Genomic DNA, 17911 nt, shown 5'->3' on the forward strand with positions numbered 1-17911 from the left:
ATCGCGCAATCATGCCGGTTCATGGGCAGACAATACAAGCAGCCAGTCATCGCCAGTGTCGTTTGCAGAGAGCTGTTCAAGTGTCACAACATGCGTCTGTCCTTTGAAATCGAGGTGCCGCAACGTGCCGTAAACCGCCTTCAACCGGCGAGCGAATTCAACGCTGTTTGGATACCGGTGCACGTTAAACTCCATAACAATCATGGGCTTATGGCGCTCTATGGTTTCTTGCATGGCATCAAAAATATGTTCCTCTGCGCCTTCTGCATCGATTTTTATGAAGTCCACCCGCTCGCAGGACTGACAAAGCTGATCGAGTGTCGCCGTGCGAACATTGATGAGCGATCCCAAGACAGCGTCTGCGACGAAGCCGGGTTCGACGACCGACGCGTTCTTGGGCTCATTATGAGGGATGTAGAGGGAGGCCAGCTTGTCGTTCGTATCGTTGAGGACGACTTGTTCGAGGCGGGTACGGCGCAAGAATCCGTTGAGATCGATGCTGCGCCTGAGAAAATCCATGGCATGGGGATTGGGTTCGATCGCAAGCAGATGTCCCGATGCGCCAACAAGCTCCGCCAGCAGGACCGAGTAATAACCGAAATTTGCCCCGACATCGACAGCGACCATTCCGGCACGCACGTTGCGCGCGCAAAACTGCGTCAACCAGATTTCCCAGTACCCGTCCAGGAGAAGGTGTGATCCAAAACCGCGGTCCCGGGTGTCGATATAGAATTTGTAGCGGCCCAGAATGCGCGCAACCGCCGTGTAGTCGCCGAGATAGGCGTTGCGTGCGAGCCGTTGAACCGCCAGCTCCAAATCCGGCCGCTTGAGGCTGGCGATCTCATGCAGGTGAAGCAACGATTGGGATGACATTGTTTACTCTCATGACAGCTGTTCCCCGAGGGGGAATAGGACGGTAATGGTCTCGATTGTGCCGGTGCCCGCACATCAACGGATCAGATATCACTCACTCCTGTCAGCTTCATTTCGTTGCCGCCGCTGCACTTATGCCAATCGAGGTGGCAGACAGGGCAGGGGATGCCACGCCCTGGAAGATGGCCATGACCTTCTGCCATTCGGCGCCGGATGCATTGGCGATGTAGATGACATCACGCGGCTGCATTTCGAATCTTTGCATCGCCAGCATCGTGCTCGTGTTCTTCATGTTGAAGCGGTACACCACGGGGATATATTCCCCGGAGTTGAGAAGTGGGCTGCCGGCGGGAAGAAAACGTCTGGCAACGGAAGCCAGTTCATACCGCAGGATGAAGACGCCATTGGCATCCGCGCGATTGTCATTGAGGCCTGCCGCCTTGGCCAGCGCATCGGCCATCGAAATCCGCGATGCTTCAAACGGAATTTCCGCATTGCGCCCCGCCGCACCCAGCACGAGAATGGTACGTGGTTCGCGCACGACGGTGATGAGGTCCCCGGATTTCAGGCGTATGTTTTCGGCCGGGTTTTCGATAAGTACGTCGAACGGAATGCGGGCGGTCACGCCGTTGCGCGTCAACCGGATGATGCTCTCGCTTGCCGCGGCCCGGATGCCGCCCGCCGAAGCGATGGCATCGAGGATGCGCTCGCCCGCCCCGGTCAATGAAATCCGCGCACCGGAGGCAACTTCACCGGTGACGGTGACGGAGTTGGCTGTGCTGCGCTGAATGGTGACGAGAGCCTGGGGTTGAACCGCCTTGCCTTCGAGGGCCGCTGCAATCTGGCGCTCCACTTCGGATGGCGTCCGCCCGGCAACGGCGATGCGTCCGGCATAGGGAACGGCAATCGTGCGGTCGCCCGAGACCGTTTGGGGGGGGATGACCGTTGACCCGCCGGATGATTGTTGAAAGCCTGCTGCGGTGATATTGCTGCCAAACAAGCTGCCGGGAGGCGCTTCCCACAGATTGACGCCCACCACGTCACCCACGGCGATACGAAGATCGCTTGTCCGCGGCCCCGCGCCAAAGCGATTGATGAGGCTTTCGCGCGGCCGTGTTGCCGCATAGGAAAGCACGGCGTCGTTGACATCAACCATGGCATAATTGGTGTGGGTTTCGGTCTTGCGCTGTTCAATGATCTGCTTGGTCGAAGGGCCGGAACCGGGAAGTGCGCAGCCGGAGAGGGTGCCTGCAGACAGCATGACGAGAACCAGACCGGCCGTTGCCGACCGTCTCACGTCAAAATGCCGGTGTAAGGGAGAGAGCGGCATCATGTTGCTTGGCAGTGAAAGTCCAACTTGCCTTTTCAGCATGTCTTACGCGCTCTTTTCATGAAATCGCATCATTGCCGACGGGCTCATTCCATAGGCATTCCGATACAGGGATGAGAAACGCCCCGGATTTGAAAACTGCAGGTGCATGGCCAGGTCGGTGACATTCCGCGCACTGCCGCTGACGATTGCGTCATGGGCCGCCGATAATCGGTACTCGCACAGAATATGCATGGGGCTGGTGTCGCGATACTCCTTGAACATCCGTTGCAGCGCGCGTGAACTGCAGCCCGCTGCCGCGGCAATTTCATCCAGCGTAATCGAATTGTGAATGTTTTCGCGCATGAAGGCTTCGGCGCTCTGCAGATAACGCGGCGAAATTCTCCGGGAGGACTGGTTGCTCAAGGCGTTGACATTGTCGGGCTTTGTCATGAACAGCTTGGCAAGCAGCAACCGCTCATACACGCCGGCCAGCACATCGCGGCCCGAATTTGTGGCTGCCGCTATATCTTCACTCACGTAGCAAAGTGTCTGATAGAGAGCGGAGGCGCTGCCTGTGCGGAAATCATGCAGCGGCGAGAATGCCAGCTCCTGAAAATACGGGCGGCGCATCAAGCGTTCGAAGTGCTCGCGCAATGTCGGCACCGGAACCAGATAACTCACCCAGGAGCTGCCGGAGTACAGCTTCGCCTTAACCCCCGGGCGGTCAAACACGCTGGTGGCGCTTCCCGCGGCAATATTCTGTATTTTGCGATTCTTGGTATCGATGAGATCAACCGCACCCTTGAGCATGAATACAAAGCTCAAGGTCGCTCCGATACCATTGGAGGCGACTTCCAGCCGGCCACTTGTTTCGCCGTAAACGATGGATGTCTGCTGTAATGTACACACCTGGCGTTTGAAACCATAACGACCCTGTTCGTCGGGGAAGCTCGACCAGCGCCAGTTCTCGTCCATCTTTTCAACGTTACTGGACGTATCATCGCTCGAGCTCGAAAGAGATCTGTATTCAGAACGTTCCATCGGATTTTTATACATGTACTCCCCCAAAAAACCCAAATACCTCAAGCAACTCCTGAAAAGGTAGTTGAAGATCAACTTTAGACGTTCAAGGTAATTCAGATTACGAGAAGTTTTGCAGAAATAGCAACTAAAGAAATCACATTCACAAGTTTTTCATTTTTTTTGATTAATTTGAAATTTAAATACAAGTTTACATATCCCATACAATACACAACAATTGTTCAAAGCATGAGATTTTTGAACATTCTTTTCAATATATATATTAGTGTAAACGGGAAGAAACTGACGTTTATTATATCTGTTTGTCGCGATGTGTATAAATTACACGCGTGATACGACACCGCGCGCGATGCGGGCGGCGTCATCTTGTATGGATGAAATGCTTGGATGGTCCATCATGGCGGCACCTGCCGGTGCTCTGTCGGGTTCATTTTGCATGATGAAAATATCGGCGCCTTTGAGCGGCGGGGGCGCCCGACGGCGCCGATTCTACTGGTCGAGGACCCTAGAGCTTCCCGTTCGGATTGAGAGGCGACGCATCGACAGCTGCCTGAATTGTTCGTGACGTGACGGACGGGCGCGCTCTGTTGGCGGCATCAATCATTTCATTGGTCGGATCCCGCATGACATTATACACGATGGGAATCGCAGCCTTGGCATATTCCCGGTATGTCTGACGAACAAAGTCCGGAATGCTGTCCCAGTTCTGGTTCCCAGTATATTTCTGGGCATGGATAGCCTTTGCCATGGATTCGATTAGCTTTTCATGTGTACTCATATATTTCTTCTCGCTTCTTTGATAACTCCAAGGCAAAATGAATAATCAATATGTAATTCAGTTATACATTTGAAGAGAGAGTAATCCTATATCGGAGTAAACATCGGAAATTAACTGCATTGCCGCAAGGGGTTTCCATAAATGTCATATAGGAAATGGGATATATGGTTAGCGCAGCTTTCGGATATCCCAAAATCCTATGCTTTCGAATCAATTTGGCGATGTTATGTTCCTTGATGCATCCTCCGCTTTCCCGCGGCTGCAAGCTCATCTGTGCGTGAGAGACGGCCATCGGCCCGTGTTTCCGCGGCCCTTCCGGTGTCGCGGATAATAAATATTGACCAATACAGTCATGTTTAATAACAGGGTGGCCGTGTCTACACTTTGTAGACTGGCAGAATGACGGAAGGATTTTCCGTTCTCCACGCAAGATACGGACCAATGACAGCCTTCTCCAATTCATCACCGGCCATGATTGGCAACACCACCTTTCACGACGTGGTCTCGAACCGGAATGGCCTCGTGTACCGCATTTTCGTCTACCGTCCCGGCGGGGAGCCGCCAAGCGATGGATGGCCGGTGCTTTATATGACCGATGGCAATGCGGTGATCGGTACGGCTGTTGACGCGATGCGGGCGCAGGCGAGTTATCCCAGCGGCACCAATGTGGCTCATGGCGTGATTGTCACCATCGGCTATCCCACAGACGGCGCCTATGATCCGTTGCGGCGTTCCTGGGATCTCGGGCCGCCCCCCGGACAAGCCTATCCACCATTCTATGAAAATGCTCCCGAGGTGAAGACCGGCGGCGCCGAGGAATTCCTGTCGTTCATCGAGGACCAGATCAAGCCGATGATCGAGGCGGATGTTTCAATCGACCCCAGCCGCCAGGCGATCTTCGGCCATTCCTTTGGCGGGCTGTTCGTGCTCTACAGTCTCTTCACCCGTCCGTCGGCCTTCACCACATGGATCGCGGCCAGCGCGTCGATCTATTGGGAGAATTGCGCAATCAACGCCTTTCTTCCCCAATTCGAAGCGGCACATGCAACCCGGCCGGGAGCTGCGCTTTATCTCTCCTGCGGCGAGTATGAAACCGGTAAGCTGGCGCCGTTCCAGCGCGGTGCGGCCGATGAGGCGGAGCGGTTGGCGCAGAAGAAAATCACCTTGAATGACGATCACTCCATTGAACTCATGCGCCGGTTGAACGCCCTGCCTGACCGGCCGGTCAGAACACAGTTCGAGATTCACGCCGGTGAAAATCACATGTCTCTGCTGCCGGTGGCGGTCAATCGTGCCATTCAGGCTGCCTTCGCCGTTGCAAAGCCGCGCCAGGACGGTTGAACACCGCCGTTGGAGGGAGAAGGCCCGATGCTGCCATACGATCTTCTCTCGGATTTGCCGGAGGCCAGCCCGGCCCGGATCAGCGGGCAGCAGCCAACGATCGATATCTGGTGGTGGGCCTATGCCGAAAGTCAAACGGATTGGGAAAAGGTCAAATCCACACTCACCGCGCGGGAACAGGAGCGGGCGTCGTCTTTCAGGTTCGACAGGGATGCCATCGGGTTCATGGCCGGTCGCCACCTCCAGCGCAGCGTCCTTTCACTCTATACGGGAAAAGCAGCGGAGAATTTGAACGTCGTTACCGGCGACCACGGCAAACCGTATCTTGCCGGAGAAACGGCGCTGGCATTCAATCTCAGCAATACGAGCGGCCTTGCGGTGCTCGCGGTCAGCCGCGCGTGTGCGGCTGTTGGCGTGGATGCCGAGGCGCATTTGGTCGCGCTGGAGGCTAGAACGGCGGAGATCATCTGTTCGGCCGCTGAATCTGCGATGCTCTCGATGCTTCAAGGCGCCGAGCGGCAGGCGCTGCTGCTCGCCTTCTGGACGTTGAAGGAGAGCTTTCTGAAAGCGACGGGCCATGGGCTGACTGTCGAACCGCACCGGCTGACTGTGCGGGTTGATCCGGCAAGCCGGGAAATCCGCATGGAGCATGATCTGCCGGGCGACGGAGCAGGATGGCACCACCGCCTGTTTCGATCCCCAAGCGGGCAGATGATTGCGGTTTCCGCGCAATCGGATCGGGCAGGGCTGGTCTTTCGCCAGCAAAGCCTGCCCGATCCGATTTTCCGGTTCTAATAATCTACGGCAATGGACTGGCCGAGAGTCTCATGTCCGCTCGACAGCCAGTTGACCTGCGAGTCATGCGGCTCCAGATCAAAGTGCTCGTGGCCTGTGAGCGTATTGATGATGTGGGCGCTGCGCCACGCCATCAGACTTAATTGAGAATCGGCGATGCCATGGCTGTAGCGCCCCGCGTTCTGGGCAAAGATGCGGTTTTGCTTCGGACCGTTCCAGTTGAGGCAGTACTCGTCATTGAGGGCGGGGCGACCGTGACGGTCGAACTGGATACGGTCCTGCAATCCGCTGAGTGCTTCGGGCAGTTTGAACTGGTAACCCGTGGCGAGGACAATGGCATCGGCGTGGGCAACCTCGACACCGCCGTCAAAGCGGTTGCGCACGATCAGCCGGTAGCCGTCCTTGTCCGCTTCCACCTGAATCACATCGCGATTGGGCGAAAGCTTTGCCTCGATGCTGCGGCCTTCGAGATAGCGCAGGCTGTAAAGGCGCCGGTAGATCGCATTGATTGTCGACAGGGAAAGCCCGTCGCTGGTCAGGATCGAAGCCTTCAATGCTTCGAGCTTCTGGTCATTGTTGAGGTTGAGATAGGCATAGACATATTCCGGCGAGAACACCTGATTGGAAAAAGCCGTGTCATTGATCGGTTCGAAATTGTGCCGGCGGCTGAACCAGTTGAGCTGTTTCAGATTGGCTTTGGAGTTGAGCAGGGATTCAACCACTTCGCCGCCGCTCTGGCCGCCGCCAATCACCGCGATCCGCTCGGCATTGAGCTCCGGCAGCCGGAACTTTGCTTCGGAATTGTGGAAGCAGCGCTCGCCGAGGAACGGTGTCGCCCATGACGGGACAAAGGGGCTGGTTCCTGTTCCCAGCACAATGTTCTTTGCCGCCACACTGCCATTGTCGAACTGCACCACGAACCTGTCCTTGTCGTGTTTGACCTCGCGCACGGCGGCATCAAATGAGACATTGTCGAGCTGTCCGGCGACCCAGGCGAGATATTGCGCGAACTCCCGGCGCGGCACGGCGTCGTAATGGGCATTGAGGAACGCATAGAGGCGCTTGTGCGCGACGAGATAGGACACGAACGACCATGGATTCGTCGGCATGACCGGTGTGACCAGATCCTTCAGATAGGACGACTGCAATTCGACGTCGGGCAGCATCATGCCGGGATGCCAGTCGAAATTTGCCCGGCGCTCGTAGAAATGCGCCTTGAGGCCGCCGACGCTGTCGAGCAGCGCCGCAAGGCTCAGGTTGGAAGGTCCGACACCGATACCCGCCAGATCAAGGGTCTCGTTCGGCTGGCGCGTATGATCATTGTTCGCAAACATGGCAGTCATCAGAATTCCTTTCCGTGATCTTGATTCCAAAGGGCCCTAGCGGGCCTCGTCCAGCCGGTGGGAGAGACGGCTGTGGAATGCCTGTGATCCGATTACGTGCAGATGGTTGGTGCCAGAGATGATTTCCGCCGGATTGGCCCGGGGGGAGTAGCGCCGCCAGTCGATGAGGTTGAGACCCCGATTCAGGCTGTCGTCGGCGGCCCAGGAATGGATCGGCACGTCGTGCGGCTTCAGTTCGTGACGCCTGAAAATCAGGGCATTGTCGATCAGGATCCAGAACGTATGTTCGCGGCTGCTGATATCTGGACCGTCCGTCGGCAACGTGTCTTTCTCGTCGCCGACAAAGCGCAGGAACTGCTCATAGGTATCCTCGTCCATGACGTTGAGCAGGCGATCCCATTCGGCGCGCATGGCGGTGTGCGACAACCATTCCTGCACGGTCGCATGCAACTGGTCGCGTTCGCCCGGCTTGAAGCGCGGCTTGGCGCCGATGGCGAACTCAGTGCCCAGATCGCAGACATCGACCATGGTGATCAGCCGCAGGTCGATCTCGTCGCCGAGCTTGCGCGCAGTTTCATAGGCCAGCAGTCCGCCCCAGGACCAGCCGAGGAAATAGCAGGGCTGGCCTTTGCTCTCGCGGCGGATGTAGTCCACATAGCCCTGAATGATATCGTCAACGGATGAGCCGATTTCCTTCTGTTCGGAGAGCGAATAGCAGATGAAGCCTGTCGCCGGTTGATCGGCGCCGAGATAGTCGACCAGCTTGACGTATTCGCGCGTGCTGACGAGAAGGCCGGGGAAGCAATAGAGCACGGGCTTGGTTCCCGATGCGCGCAGGACGATGACTTCGCTGCCCGCCTCGCTATTGCCGTTTTCGACGACCTCTGCGAAGGAGCGGATCGTCGGATTGTTGAAGAGATCGGCAATGGTCGTGCGGTTCTGCGGTTTGCGCTGCCGCAGGGCCGTCAGGATGCGGATGGCGCCAAGAGAATTGCCGCCGATGGCGAAGAAATTGTCCTCGACGCTGATCGGGCCGGTTTTCAGGATGTCCTGCCAGATATCGCGAATTTCTGTCTCGATGGCGTTTTCCGGTTCGACGATGTTGCGCTTCATCGGTGTTGGCGCGGGCAGGGCGAAGCGGTCGAGCTTGCTGTTGGGATTGATCGGCATGGCTTTCAGCGGAACAATGGCCGAAGGCACCATATAGGCGGGCAACATGCGTTCCAGCGCCGCGTGCATTTGCGCCACGTCAAGCTCAATGCCCTGTTTCGGCACGACATAGGCCACCAGCATCTTTTGCCTGGTGGCTTCGTCGTCCCGCAGGACCACAAGCGCCTCGCCGACGCCCTCAAGCTCAAGCAGCGCTGCTTCGATTTCACCAAGCTCGATGCGGTAGCCGCGCAGCTTGACCTGATGGTCGACGCGGCCAACGAATTCTACGGTGCCGTCTTCGCGCCAGCGGGTCAGATCGCCGGAGCGATAAAGACGCCCGCCTTCCTTGGAAAACGGGTCCGGAATGAAGCGGTCGGCGGTTGTATCGGCTTTGCCGATATAGCCGCGGGCCATGCCTTCACCGGCAATATAAAGCTCGCCCGTCACGCCGATGGGGCAGGGATTGAGGTCGGGATCGAGAACATAGACGCGCCGGTTGCCGACGGCACGGCCGATCGGTGCATAGGTGCCTTCGAACTTCTGCCCGGCACGTACTTTCCAGACCATCGGGGTCATGATGGTTTCGGTGGGGCCGTACCCGTTGATCAGCCATTCAGACTTCAGAGCCGTGGAGAGGAGATCGAAGGTCTGCTGGGCAAGTCCTTCGCCGCCGAAGGAATAGAGCCGCATCGGCGGCGCGCTGTTGGTAAGATCAGCCCATTCCGCCAATTGCTGCAGATAGGTGGTGGGAATACTGGCATTGTTGGCGCCGTGCTTGCGCATGGCGGTCAATGTTTCCTCCGGGGTCCACAGGGGCTGGTCCGGCAGAATGATGCTGCCGCCTTCCATCAGCGGGTTCATCCAGCGTTCGTGTCCGCCATCGGAGCTGAAAGGCAGGAACGGCAGTTCGCGCGAGTCCGCGCTCATGCCGTAGACGCGCGATGTGTTCTGCATGTGATGGGTCAAGGGGCCGTGCTCGACGGCAACGCCCTTGGGCAGGCCGGTCGAGCCCGATGTATACATGATGTAGGCGAGCTGATCCTTGTGGATTTTGACGTCGGGGACGCTGTCCGGCTCGTCCGACAGGTCGAGTTTGTCGAGTTCGAGGATGACTGCATCAAGGCCTTCCGGAATGCGGTCAAGCAGCCAGCTGTGGGTGAGGATGACCTTCACGCCGCCATCGCGCAGGATGTGGTGGTTGCGGCTGGTGGGATGATCCGGCTCGACGGGGATATAGGCGCCGCCCGCCTTGAGCGTGGCGAGAATGCCGACGATGGCTTCGGGGGAACGCTTGACGGCAATGGCCACGCTGATGTCGGCACCGATGCCGAGCTCGATCAGCCGGTGCGCCAGCCGGTTGGCGCTGCGGTCAAGCCTGGCGTGGCTCCAGACCTCGTCGGCAAAGATGATGGCGGTCTTGTCAGGCGTGCGCTGGGCATGGGCGGCGATGTGTTCATGCACGGCGCGATCATCATTGATTTCATTGTCTTCGTAAGGGGCGGAAAGCACGTCAAGTTCATCCTCGGCGATGAGGTCGATATCCTTGATGCGGACCTGATCCCCGGCAATGGCCTGCGAGAGAACGCGCTGAAAATGAATGGCGGCGCGCTCGATCAGTGCCGGCTCATAAATGTCTTCGGCATAATCGAACAGGCCGGCAAGCGCACCGTCCGCCTTCGGGGTCAGCACCAGTGCGAGTTCCGCATCCGAGCGCGGCGCGACGGCCGGCACATGGTCTTGCGCCATTGCGGAATGCCGGGGCGGCTGGCGGAACTCGAACAGGGATTTGACGATGGCGTCCTGTTCGCGTTCCTCATGCGTCTGGATTTCCTGCACGAGACGCTCGAACGGAACAAGGTTTTCCGTTCCTAGGACAACCGCCGATGCAAGCGCCTTGCAAACATCCAGGAAGGCAGCGCGGGACGTCAGCTCAAGCTTCAACGGCAAGATTTGCTCGCTGCGCGCTACTGTCTGCCCGATCGTGGATCCAAGCAAAATGCCATATTGCAGCGAATAGGTGCCGCTGTAGCGGGCCAGGAGAACGGCAAAGGCCGCGGAAAGCAGATGCTCGGCGTTCAGACTTTTGGAACGGGCATAGGATTCGACGGTTGCCCAGAGGTCAGCCGCCACCGTGAACGGGATGCGTTTGCGTCTGGCACCGGCATATCCGGCAGCATTGAAGCGTGTGGGCAGGGTCGTCGCATTGTACTCCTCGCCAATCAGATCGCGCCAATGCGCGAGGGCCGCCGCAAAGTGCGGCGTTTCCAGCGCTTCCTCTTCGCGCATGCCGCGCTGCAGGCTGTCGCCAGGAAGTATGGGCAATTCCTTGCCCTCGGCCAGCGCGATGAGATCACTGCGCAGGGTGGCAAGTGCTGCCTCATCGCAGACGATGGGATGCAGCACGATTGTCGAGATCAGTTGGCCGTTGTTTCCGGCAATCAATTGATAACGGGCGGAAACACCATTCAGGAGATCGAAGGGGCGGGCAATGAAGCCCGCCTTTTCCGTTTCGGCTTCCGTCGCGCTCAGAGGATTGCTGTCACTACCGACAATCTCACCGGAGGGAACCTCGCCCGGCACGGAAAACTGCTCAATGCGGCCGCCGGCAAACCGGCGAAAGCGTGTGCGCAAGGCGCTGTGCCGCTGCGCCAGCCGGTCGAGGGCGCTCTGCACCTGATCAGGCGTAACGCCCTTTTCCCATTGCAGGCAAAGCACCTGGAACGGAAAAACCGTTGCGTTGCCGATCTGCTCCAGCGACCAGATGCGCTTTTGCGCGAGGGTCAGTGGAAAGCTTTCGACCGCACCGCTGGCGATGCCGTCCACGCAAACCGGTTCATTGGTTTCGGGTTGAGCGAAGAGTTTGTTCATGGTGTCACCGATCTGTTGTCTGAAAGGGGTGTCCGGCAATCACGCCATGGCTTGCCGCAGGGCAAGCGGCCGCGGATCAACCCAGATTTTCTTGATTTCGCTCAGGCATTCCTCGCGGGTGCCGCTGAAGCTTTCCTTGCTCCAGCCGGCCGGGAGAGCCTTGTCATTGGACCAGACGGAATAGCGGTGTTCCTGATCGCGAACGATGCTCCAGGTTTCTGGCGACGTCTCGGTATTCGACATCATGCGGGCTCCTTGCAGAATAAAGACATGACCAAGAGACGGATGAACCCGCAGCCGATTTAAGCGGAACGGGAGAAAAATTTTTCAAAGTTTTGGCTAAATCAGCACCTGCTTCAGCCGTCTCTTTGGAAACCACCCTGTCAAATCTTGCCAGCAAACGGGCTGCGGAGTGCACCATGACCCTCGTTTCCAATGTTTCCAGAGAAACCGATGTTTCGCCTTTTCCGGCCTCGGGTCTCTCGTGCTTCCTGAAATCTGCCGAAATGAAAACGCCGGGTCAGATGCTGATCTCGACCGTGGCGGGGCGCTATCTCGCGGATGTTGAGCCGGGGGCCGGACGTGTCCGGGTTCGTTTGCCGGATTTGAATGCCGACGAGACCGTTTCAGTTCTGGCCTCGGCTATCGAATTTCTGTCGGCGCAGTCGCGCAATATCGGTGTGGTGGACGTCGACAATGTGCAGCCATCGGATTTTCCGTTGGGGTCGCGCAGCGGAAACTCCTTGACCGTCGATACCAGGGAATTCTGGCAATGGCCAATGCCTTGGATTGCCAATCCCGCCTGGCCGCAGCCGCAGGTGCATGTCATGACCAATGGCCAGTATCACCCCAAACGCCGGCGCAAGCCGGTCGGCGTCGTCTATGAACGCTACATTCCCTGGCTCGATCAGGTGCTTTCGTTCCGGGCTGCGGATCCGCAGACGGATCTCGAGCATTTCCATCGCTGGATGAATGATGAGCAGGTCAATGTGATCTGGGAAGACGGCGGCGACAGGGAGAAGCACGCGGCCATTCTTGAGGAGCGGCTGCATGATCCGCATGTGCTTGCGCTGATCGGTTGTTTCAACGGCGTGCCGTTCGGCTATTTCGAAGTCTATTGGGCCAAGGAAAACCGTCTCGGACCCTATTACGATGCGCAGGATTACGACCGCGGCTGGCATGTGGCCATTGGCGAGCCGGCCTATCGCGGCAAGCAATGGATCACGGCGTGGCTGCCATCACTGATGCATTTCATGTTTCTCGATGATCCGCGCACCCAGCGCATTGTCGGCGAGCCGCGTGCCAGCCATGAGCAGCAGATCCGCAATCTCGACCGCTCGGGTTTTTCCAAGGTGAAGCACTTCGACTTCCCGCACAAACGGGCCATGCTGGTCATGCTGCTGCGCGAACGCTTTTTCGATGACAGGCTTTGGGTGCCCGCACCATGAATCCCGAAGAAATCGGGCTGGAAAAGCCAGGGCGTGCCTATTTTGCGCCCGACGATCTCAACGATCCGGCGCTGACACGCCTGATCTTCCGGCTCGGCCTGCCGGCCGTGGCGGGCCTGTCGATCAATGCGGTGCACCACACGATCAACATGGTGTTTGTCGGCATGATCGGCGCCCATGAGATTGCGGCCATCACCGTTGTCCTGCCGATCCTGATGATGATCGGCGCCATCGGCGAGGGGCTTGGTGTGGGGGTGGCGACCGCCGTCGGGCGTGCCCTGGGCAGCGACAGCCCGCAGCGCGCCAATGTGACGGCATCGACACTCATGGTTCTGACAGTGCCGCTCGGTATCGTGCTCACCGCAGGCATCCTTGTCTTCCGGCGCGAATTGCTCGGCCTGTTCGGTGCCAGCGAAGCGATCATGCCGCTGGCCGAACACTATCTGATCATCGTCGCCTTCTCGGTGACGCTGACGATGCTGCAGATACTGTCGGATTTCATCGCCATCTCGGAAGGCAATACGCGTTTCAGCATGTGGACGCTGCTCGGGTGTTTTGCCCTGAACATCATTCTTGATCCGATCATGATCTTCGGGTTTGGCTTCGGGCTTGCAGGCGCAGCCATGGCAACCATCCTCTCGCAGATTGCGGCAATAGCGGCCTATGCGCTGTATTTCCGCAAGCGGATCGGCACCTTGCACCTGTCTGCGCGCTTTGCCGCGTTCCGGGCGGATATACTGAAGCCGGTATTGTCCATCGGCCTGCCGACGACGCTGACCAGTATGCTGAGCAGCATCAGCTTTGCCGTGCTGTTTACCTATGCCGGGTTCTATCGCGGCGACGCCGGTGTTGCCGGTGTTGGTATCGCGCTGCGGGTTCTCACTTTGGGCATGCTTCCCGTCATCGGTCTGTCGCTGGGCGGCCAGGCGGTCCTGAGCTTTGCATGGGGCGCGGGGAAGACGCCGCGATTGCTGGCGGCATCGAACCTGCTCCTGCTGCTGACGTCCGCTTTCTGCGTGGCCTATGGGCTTGGTGCCGTTCTCCTGCGCTATCCCATTGCAGCCATTTTCACCGATGATCTGGAGATCGCCCGGATCGCCGCGCTGACCATCGTCGTCACCCATATTCCCTTCATCTTTTTCGGCATGCGGCAAATCCTTGTCGTTCTGCTGCAGGCACAGGGCAGGGCGCGGCTCGCCGCCACGATCAGCATTGCGCAGAACGGCTATTTCCTCCTGCCGCTGCTGTTTGTCCTGCCGCATTTCCTCGGCTTTGAAGGCCTTCTTGCCAGTCTGTTCCTTGCTCCGGCGCTGACCGCACTTCTCTCCGCCGTCATTCTTTTCACCACGCTGCGCCAGCTGCGCGGCGATACCGATCTTCCCATCGCAACCTTCACCAACACCGTGTCTGAGAGGGCATCATGAACAAATCCATGCCACCCCATGAATTCGACCCAATGGAAATGCCGGACGATCTGTTTTCGCCGGTCGATACCGCTGCCTTCAATGCGGTTTCGCCGCCGATCTTCCAGACATCACTCTTCACCTATGACACTTATGAAGCCATGGAAGATGTGTTTGCCGGGCGCGCGCGCAATTACATCTATTCGCGCGGCGACAACCCGACCGTGCGCGAATTCGAATTGCTGACCGCCCGCCTGGAGGGCGCGGAAGACGGCCGCGGCTTCTCCAGCGGTACGGCCGCGATCACTGCGACGATTCTCAGCCTCGTCGAGTCCGGCGACCGCGTGGTTGCCGTCCAACATCTCTACAACGATATCTACCGGCTGTTCGTAAAACTGCTCGCCCGGTTTGGCGTCACGGTGGATTTCGTCGATCCGTCCAATCATGACGAAGTGCGCGCCGCCTTGCCCGGTGCGAAACTGCTCTATCTGGAAAACCCGACATCGATGGTGTTCGAACTGCAGGATATCGAAGCCCTGACGGCGATGGCCAAGGAATATGGCGTGACAACGGTCATCGATAATTCCTGGGCAACGCCGCTGTTCCAGAAACCCATTCAGCACGGCGTCGACATCGTCATCCACGCCGCTTCGAAATATCTCGGTGGACACAGCGATACGGTGGCGGGCGTTGTTGTCGGGCCGCGTGACCTTATCGCCAAGATCAACAGCTCGACCTATCCCTATATCGGCGCAAAGCTCTCGCCGTTCGAAGCGTGGCTGCTGCTGCGCGGCATGCGTACGCTGAAAGTCCGGCTGAAGGAGCACATGCACAACGGGCTCGTCCTTGCCAAGCACCTGCAGCAGCACGACGACATCGCCCTTGTCCGTCATCCCGCTTTTTCAGACCATCCGGGCAAGAAGACGCTGACGGGTTTTTCCGGCCTCTTTGCCTTTGATCTGAACCCCGACATCGATGTCGCGCGTTTCGTCAATGCGCTGCGCCACATCCGGCTCGGCGTCAGCTGGGGCGGACCGGAAACGCTGGTGGTCCCTGCCAAGGCCGCCTTGCAGATTCCCGACCGGATGACCTCCTTCGTGCGCTTTGGCGTCAATCCGCAGACGATCCGCTTCGCTGTCGGTCTCGAAGAGCCCGAGGTCATCTGGACCGACATTCAGCAAGCCCTCCACACCGCCAAGTTGTAAGCGAGGCACTGGCAAAACAAAGTTGGTCAAGGCGGGTGAAAAAGACGGACATTTCGTCGAACGTGCCTTGACTCCGGCAACATGACAAATGTAGTCATGTTTTGAATATGAGAATAATACTCATATTAAATATCAAACAGTCTCAGGGTTTTAACGGGGGTTAGGTCATGCGGGGTTGCAGGACGATGATTTGGAACGGGGTCAATTCAACCGGACGCAAACAGCGTTCGCACAAACGTTTGCTGGTGACCACATCGCTGGCAACGCTCATGACTGCCAATCTCGCCTCTGCGCAGCAGGCACCGACCATCGAGCTCAATCCGATCATCATCAACAGCGGCGACGATGCAACCGGCCCCGGCAAGGGGTATCTTGCCAACAGCACTTTGACAGGAACAAAGACCAGCACGCCGCTGCGCGAAGTTCCCCGTTCTGTTTCCATTATCACGCGCGAGCAGCTCGACGACCGTCCGTCGCAGCGAATCGAGGACGCGCTGGCCTATACGGCCGGTGTCACCAGTTCGCCCTGGGGTGTTGACGAGCGCTACAACCAGTTCATGATCCGTGGTTTTGACGTCGGCCCTTATTCCGTGTTCCGGGACGGGTTGCCACAGAGAACTGTCGATTTCTCCGGTTTCAAGGCCGAGCCGTACGGCCTTGAGCGTATCGAGGTCATCAAGGGCGCGGCATCGGTGCTCTATGGCCAGAACGGCGCTGACGGTCTCGTCAACTTGACGACCAAGCGGCCGACCAAAGATCCGCTGTATAGTGCCTATGCCGGCTACGGCTCGCACAATACCTACGAAGTCGGTCTCGATGCCGGCGGTCCCCTGGACAAGGAAGGTGTGTGGACCTATCGCCTGACCGGTCTTTTCCGCGAGGGGCATGAGGCGATTGATTTTTCCAAGAACAACCGTGTGTTCATCGCGCCGGCGATCACATGGTCGCCAAGCGCCGACACGTCCCTGACGGTCTTCGCCAACTATCAGTGGGACAAGCTTCCGCCCAACGCGTTCCTGCCCGTTGCGAGCCCGCTTCATCCCAATCTGCCGAAATTCTCGCGCAATTTCACCACGTCGGACCCGGATTTCGACCGCTTCAACGCCAATCATGGCTCGATCGGCTATTCCTTCGAGCATCGGTTCAACGATGCATGGACGGTTCGCCAGAACCTGCGCTACACCTCGCAGGATACGGATTACCGGCACCTGTATTACACCCAGATGCTGGATGAGCAGACTTTGGGCAGAGCCGCCTTCACGGTTGACGAAACGGCGACCATCTTCAGCGTCGATAACAGCGCCCAGTACGACTACCAGTCCGATCACATCAAAAACACTTTGGTGATGGGCCTCGATTACAGCCGTTATACGGTTGACGGTCACAACGGATACGCAGCCGGCCCCGGTCTCAATTTCGAGAACCCGGTCTACGGCATCGATGTGCCGATGCCGGGCACGATTGTCGACCGGAAGACCACGACCGATCAGATCGGCATCTACGCGCAGACGCAGACCAAGATCAACGATCACTGGCTGCTCAATCTCGGCGGGCGGCAGTCCTGGTTCGAGGAAAGGACGGATGACCGCCTGAGCAATACGAGAACGGATACATCGGACAATGCCTTCACCGGCAATGTCGGCCTCGGCTATCTCTTCGACAATGGCATTACGCCCTATGCCAGCTACTCCACCTCGTTCGTGACCAATATTGGCCAGGATGCCCTGACCAGTTCACCTTTTGCACCGTCAAAGGCGCGGCAATACGAGGTCGGCGTCAAATATGATCCTGATTTCATACCGGCGCATTTTACGGCCGCCTTGTTTGACATTACCAAAACCAATGTTCTGGCCTTTGTCAGCGACGGCGCATATCGCCAGATCGAGGAAGTGCGCCATCGCGGTTTTGAATTCGAATCCACGGTGGATCTTTTCCACAATGTCAGCCTGACAGGCAGCTACACCTATCTTGACGCTGAAATCACCGCGAGTTCCCTGCCTGAAGTCGGCAATAGTACGCCGATGGTGCCCAAGAACCAGGCCTCGCTCTGGGCCAAGTACACCTTTGACTCCGGCCTTCTTCAGGGGCTCAACGTCGGCTCCGGCATCCGCTATGTCGGCAGTTCCGTCGGCAGCGGCGCCAATGGCAAGCAGGTGAACGTTCCTGACTATACGCTGGTCGACGCCGCCGTCAGTTATGAGAAGAACGGATGGAAGGGGGCTCTCAAGGTCAGCAATCTCTTCGACAAGGGTTACTACTCCACCTGCTCGACCGACTATGACAATGCACCGATGTGCATCTATGGCGAAGGCCGGACAATCAAAGGGACCTTGTCGGTCAAATTCTAAGGTC

At 58.0% G+C, this 17911-nt stretch carries 13 protein-coding genes; 6 read left to right on the forward strand and 7 right to left on the reverse strand.

Annotated features, from left to right (window positions below):
* Positions 1-9: 9 nt before the first annotated feature.
* From ACTJJ7_RS12725 to ACTJJ7_RS12740, 4 genes are all read right to left on the reverse strand, one after another.
* Entirely contained in the window at positions 10-873 is an 864-nt protein-coding gene (locus tag ACTJJ7_RS12725; RefSeq protein WP_440967298.1) for an FkbM family methyltransferase, read from the reverse strand.
* 109 nt (positions 874-982) lie between these two features.
* Positions 983-2170, reverse strand: a complete 1188-nt coding sequence (locus ACTJJ7_RS12730) for a polysaccharide biosynthesis/export family protein (protein WP_245457823.1) — start codon at positions 2168-2170, stop codon at positions 983-985.
* 78 nt (positions 2171-2248) lie between these two features.
* On the reverse strand, positions 2249-3241 hold the full coding sequence (locus ACTJJ7_RS12735; protein ID WP_105733426.1) for a helix-turn-helix transcriptional regulator: 993 nt from the start codon (positions 3239-3241) through the stop codon (positions 2249-2251).
* A gap of 490 nt (positions 3242-3731) precedes the next feature.
* The gene (locus ACTJJ7_RS12740; protein WP_105733427.1) at positions 3732-4004 is read right to left on the reverse strand and encodes a hypothetical protein; all 273 of its coding nucleotides are present in this window, start codon (positions 4002-4004) and stop codon (positions 3732-3734) included.
* 441 nt (positions 4005-4445) lie between these two features.
* Here ACTJJ7_RS12740 and ACTJJ7_RS12745 point away from each other — a divergent pair, with 441 nt between their 5' ends.
* Together ACTJJ7_RS12745 and ACTJJ7_RS12750 are read left to right on the forward strand one after the other, a co-directional pair.
* Positions 4446-5345, forward strand: a complete 900-nt coding sequence (locus tag ACTJJ7_RS12745; RefSeq protein ID WP_440967300.1) for an alpha/beta hydrolase — start codon at positions 4446-4448, stop codon at positions 5343-5345.
* A 27-nt stretch (positions 5346-5372) separates the two neighbouring features.
* Complete coding sequence (locus tag ACTJJ7_RS12750) at positions 5373-6140, forward strand: 4'-phosphopantetheinyl transferase family protein (RefSeq protein ID WP_440967301.1); 768 nt, start codon at positions 5373-5375, stop codon at positions 6138-6140.
* On the opposite strand, the gene ACTJJ7_RS12755 is transcribed toward ACTJJ7_RS12750, so the two are convergent.
* Genes ACTJJ7_RS12755 through ACTJJ7_RS12765 form a run of 3 tightly spaced genes read right to left on the reverse strand, consistent with a single transcriptional unit; the run spans position 6137 to position 11749 of the window.
* The gene (locus ACTJJ7_RS12755) at positions 6137-7483 is read right to left on the reverse strand and encodes a lysine N(6)-hydroxylase/L-ornithine N(5)-oxygenase family protein (protein ID WP_105733430.1); all 1347 of its coding nucleotides are present in this window, start codon (positions 7481-7483) and stop codon (positions 6137-6139) included. The genes ACTJJ7_RS12750 and ACTJJ7_RS12755 overlap by 4 nt on opposite strands.
* A 36-nt stretch (positions 7484-7519) precedes the next feature.
* The gene (locus ACTJJ7_RS12760) at positions 7520-11503 is read right to left on the reverse strand and encodes a non-ribosomal peptide synthetase (protein WP_440967302.1); all 3984 of its coding nucleotides are present in this window, start codon (positions 11501-11503) and stop codon (positions 7520-7522) included.
* A 39-nt stretch (positions 11504-11542) separates the two neighbouring features.
* On the reverse strand, positions 11543-11749 hold the full coding sequence (locus ACTJJ7_RS12765; RefSeq protein ID WP_245421046.1) for an MbtH family protein: 207 nt from the start codon (positions 11747-11749) through the stop codon (positions 11543-11545).
* 260 nt (positions 11750-12009) lie between these two features.
* Between ACTJJ7_RS12765 and ACTJJ7_RS12770 the strand changes: the two genes are divergently transcribed.
* The 4 genes from ACTJJ7_RS12770 to ACTJJ7_RS12785 all read left to right on the forward strand — a co-directional run bounded on the left by ACTJJ7_RS12770 (position 12010) and on the right by ACTJJ7_RS12785 (position 17907).
* The gene (locus tag ACTJJ7_RS12770) at positions 12010-12951 is read left to right on the forward strand and encodes a GNAT family N-acetyltransferase (RefSeq protein ID WP_440967443.1); all 942 of its coding nucleotides are present in this window, start codon (positions 12010-12012) and stop codon (positions 12949-12951) included.
* Positions 12948-14375, forward strand: a complete 1428-nt coding sequence (locus ACTJJ7_RS12775; protein ID WP_440967303.1) for an MATE family efflux transporter — start codon at positions 12948-12950, stop codon at positions 14373-14375. The genes ACTJJ7_RS12770 and ACTJJ7_RS12775 overlap by 4 nt, the downstream gene beginning before the upstream one ends.
* Positions 14372-15559 (forward strand): PLP-dependent transferase, encoded by a 1188-nt coding sequence (locus ACTJJ7_RS12780; RefSeq protein ID WP_105733433.1) that lies wholly within the window; start codon positions 14372-14374, stop codon positions 15557-15559. The genes ACTJJ7_RS12775 and ACTJJ7_RS12780 overlap by 4 nt, the downstream gene beginning before the upstream one ends.
* A 185-nt stretch (positions 15560-15744) precedes the next feature.
* Entirely contained in the window at positions 15745-17907 is a 2163-nt protein-coding gene (locus tag ACTJJ7_RS12785; protein ID WP_440967304.1) for a TonB-dependent siderophore receptor, read from the forward strand.
* Positions 17908-17911: the final 4 nt, after the last annotated feature.

The organism is Phyllobacterium sp. 22229, from assembly GCF_052056495.1.
Classification (GTDB): domain Bacteria; phylum Pseudomonadota; class Alphaproteobacteria; order Rhizobiales; family Rhizobiaceae; genus Phyllobacterium; species Phyllobacterium myrsinacearum.

Excerpts from the sequence above, each read along its gene's own strand:
- ACTJJ7_RS12725 (WP_440967298.1), bottom strand. The coding sequence starts at position 873 with ATGTCATCCCAATCGTTGCTTCACCTGCATGAGATCGCCAGCCTCAAG.
- ACTJJ7_RS12735 (WP_105733426.1), bottom strand. The coding sequence starts at position 3,241 with ATGTATAAAAATCCGATGGAACGTTCTGAATACAGATCTCTTTCGAGC.
- ACTJJ7_RS12740 (WP_105733427.1), bottom strand. The coding sequence starts at position 4,004 with ATGAGTACACATGAAAAGCTAATCGAATCCATGGCAAAGGCTATCCAT.
- ACTJJ7_RS12745 (WP_440967300.1), top strand. The coding sequence starts at position 4,446 with ATGACAGCCTTCTCCAATTCATCACCGGCCATGATTGGCAACACCACC.
- ACTJJ7_RS12750 (WP_440967301.1), top strand. The coding sequence starts at position 5,373 with ATGCTGCCATACGATCTTCTCTCGGATTTGCCGGAGGCCAGCCCGGCC.
- ACTJJ7_RS12755 (WP_105733430.1), bottom strand. The coding sequence starts at position 7,483 with ATGACTGCCATGTTTGCGAACAATGATCATACGCGCCAGCCGAACGAG.
- ACTJJ7_RS12760 (WP_440967302.1), bottom strand. The coding sequence starts at position 11,503 with ATGAACAAACTCTTCGCTCAACCCGAAACCAATGAACCGGTTTGCGTG.
- ACTJJ7_RS12765 (WP_245421046.1), bottom strand. The coding sequence starts at position 11,749 with ATGATGTCGAATACCGAGACGTCGCCAGAAACCTGGAGCATCGTTCGC.
- ACTJJ7_RS12770 (WP_440967443.1), top strand. The coding sequence starts at position 12,010 with ATGAAAACGCCGGGTCAGATGCTGATCTCGACCGTGGCGGGGCGCTAT.
- ACTJJ7_RS12775 (WP_440967303.1), top strand. The coding sequence starts at position 12,948 with ATGAATCCCGAAGAAATCGGGCTGGAAAAGCCAGGGCGTGCCTATTTT.
- ACTJJ7_RS12780 (WP_105733433.1), top strand. The coding sequence starts at position 14,372 with ATGAACAAATCCATGCCACCCCATGAATTCGACCCAATGGAAATGCCG.
- ACTJJ7_RS12785 (WP_440967304.1), top strand. The coding sequence starts at position 15,745 with ATGATTTGGAACGGGGTCAATTCAACCGGACGCAAACAGCGTTCGCAC.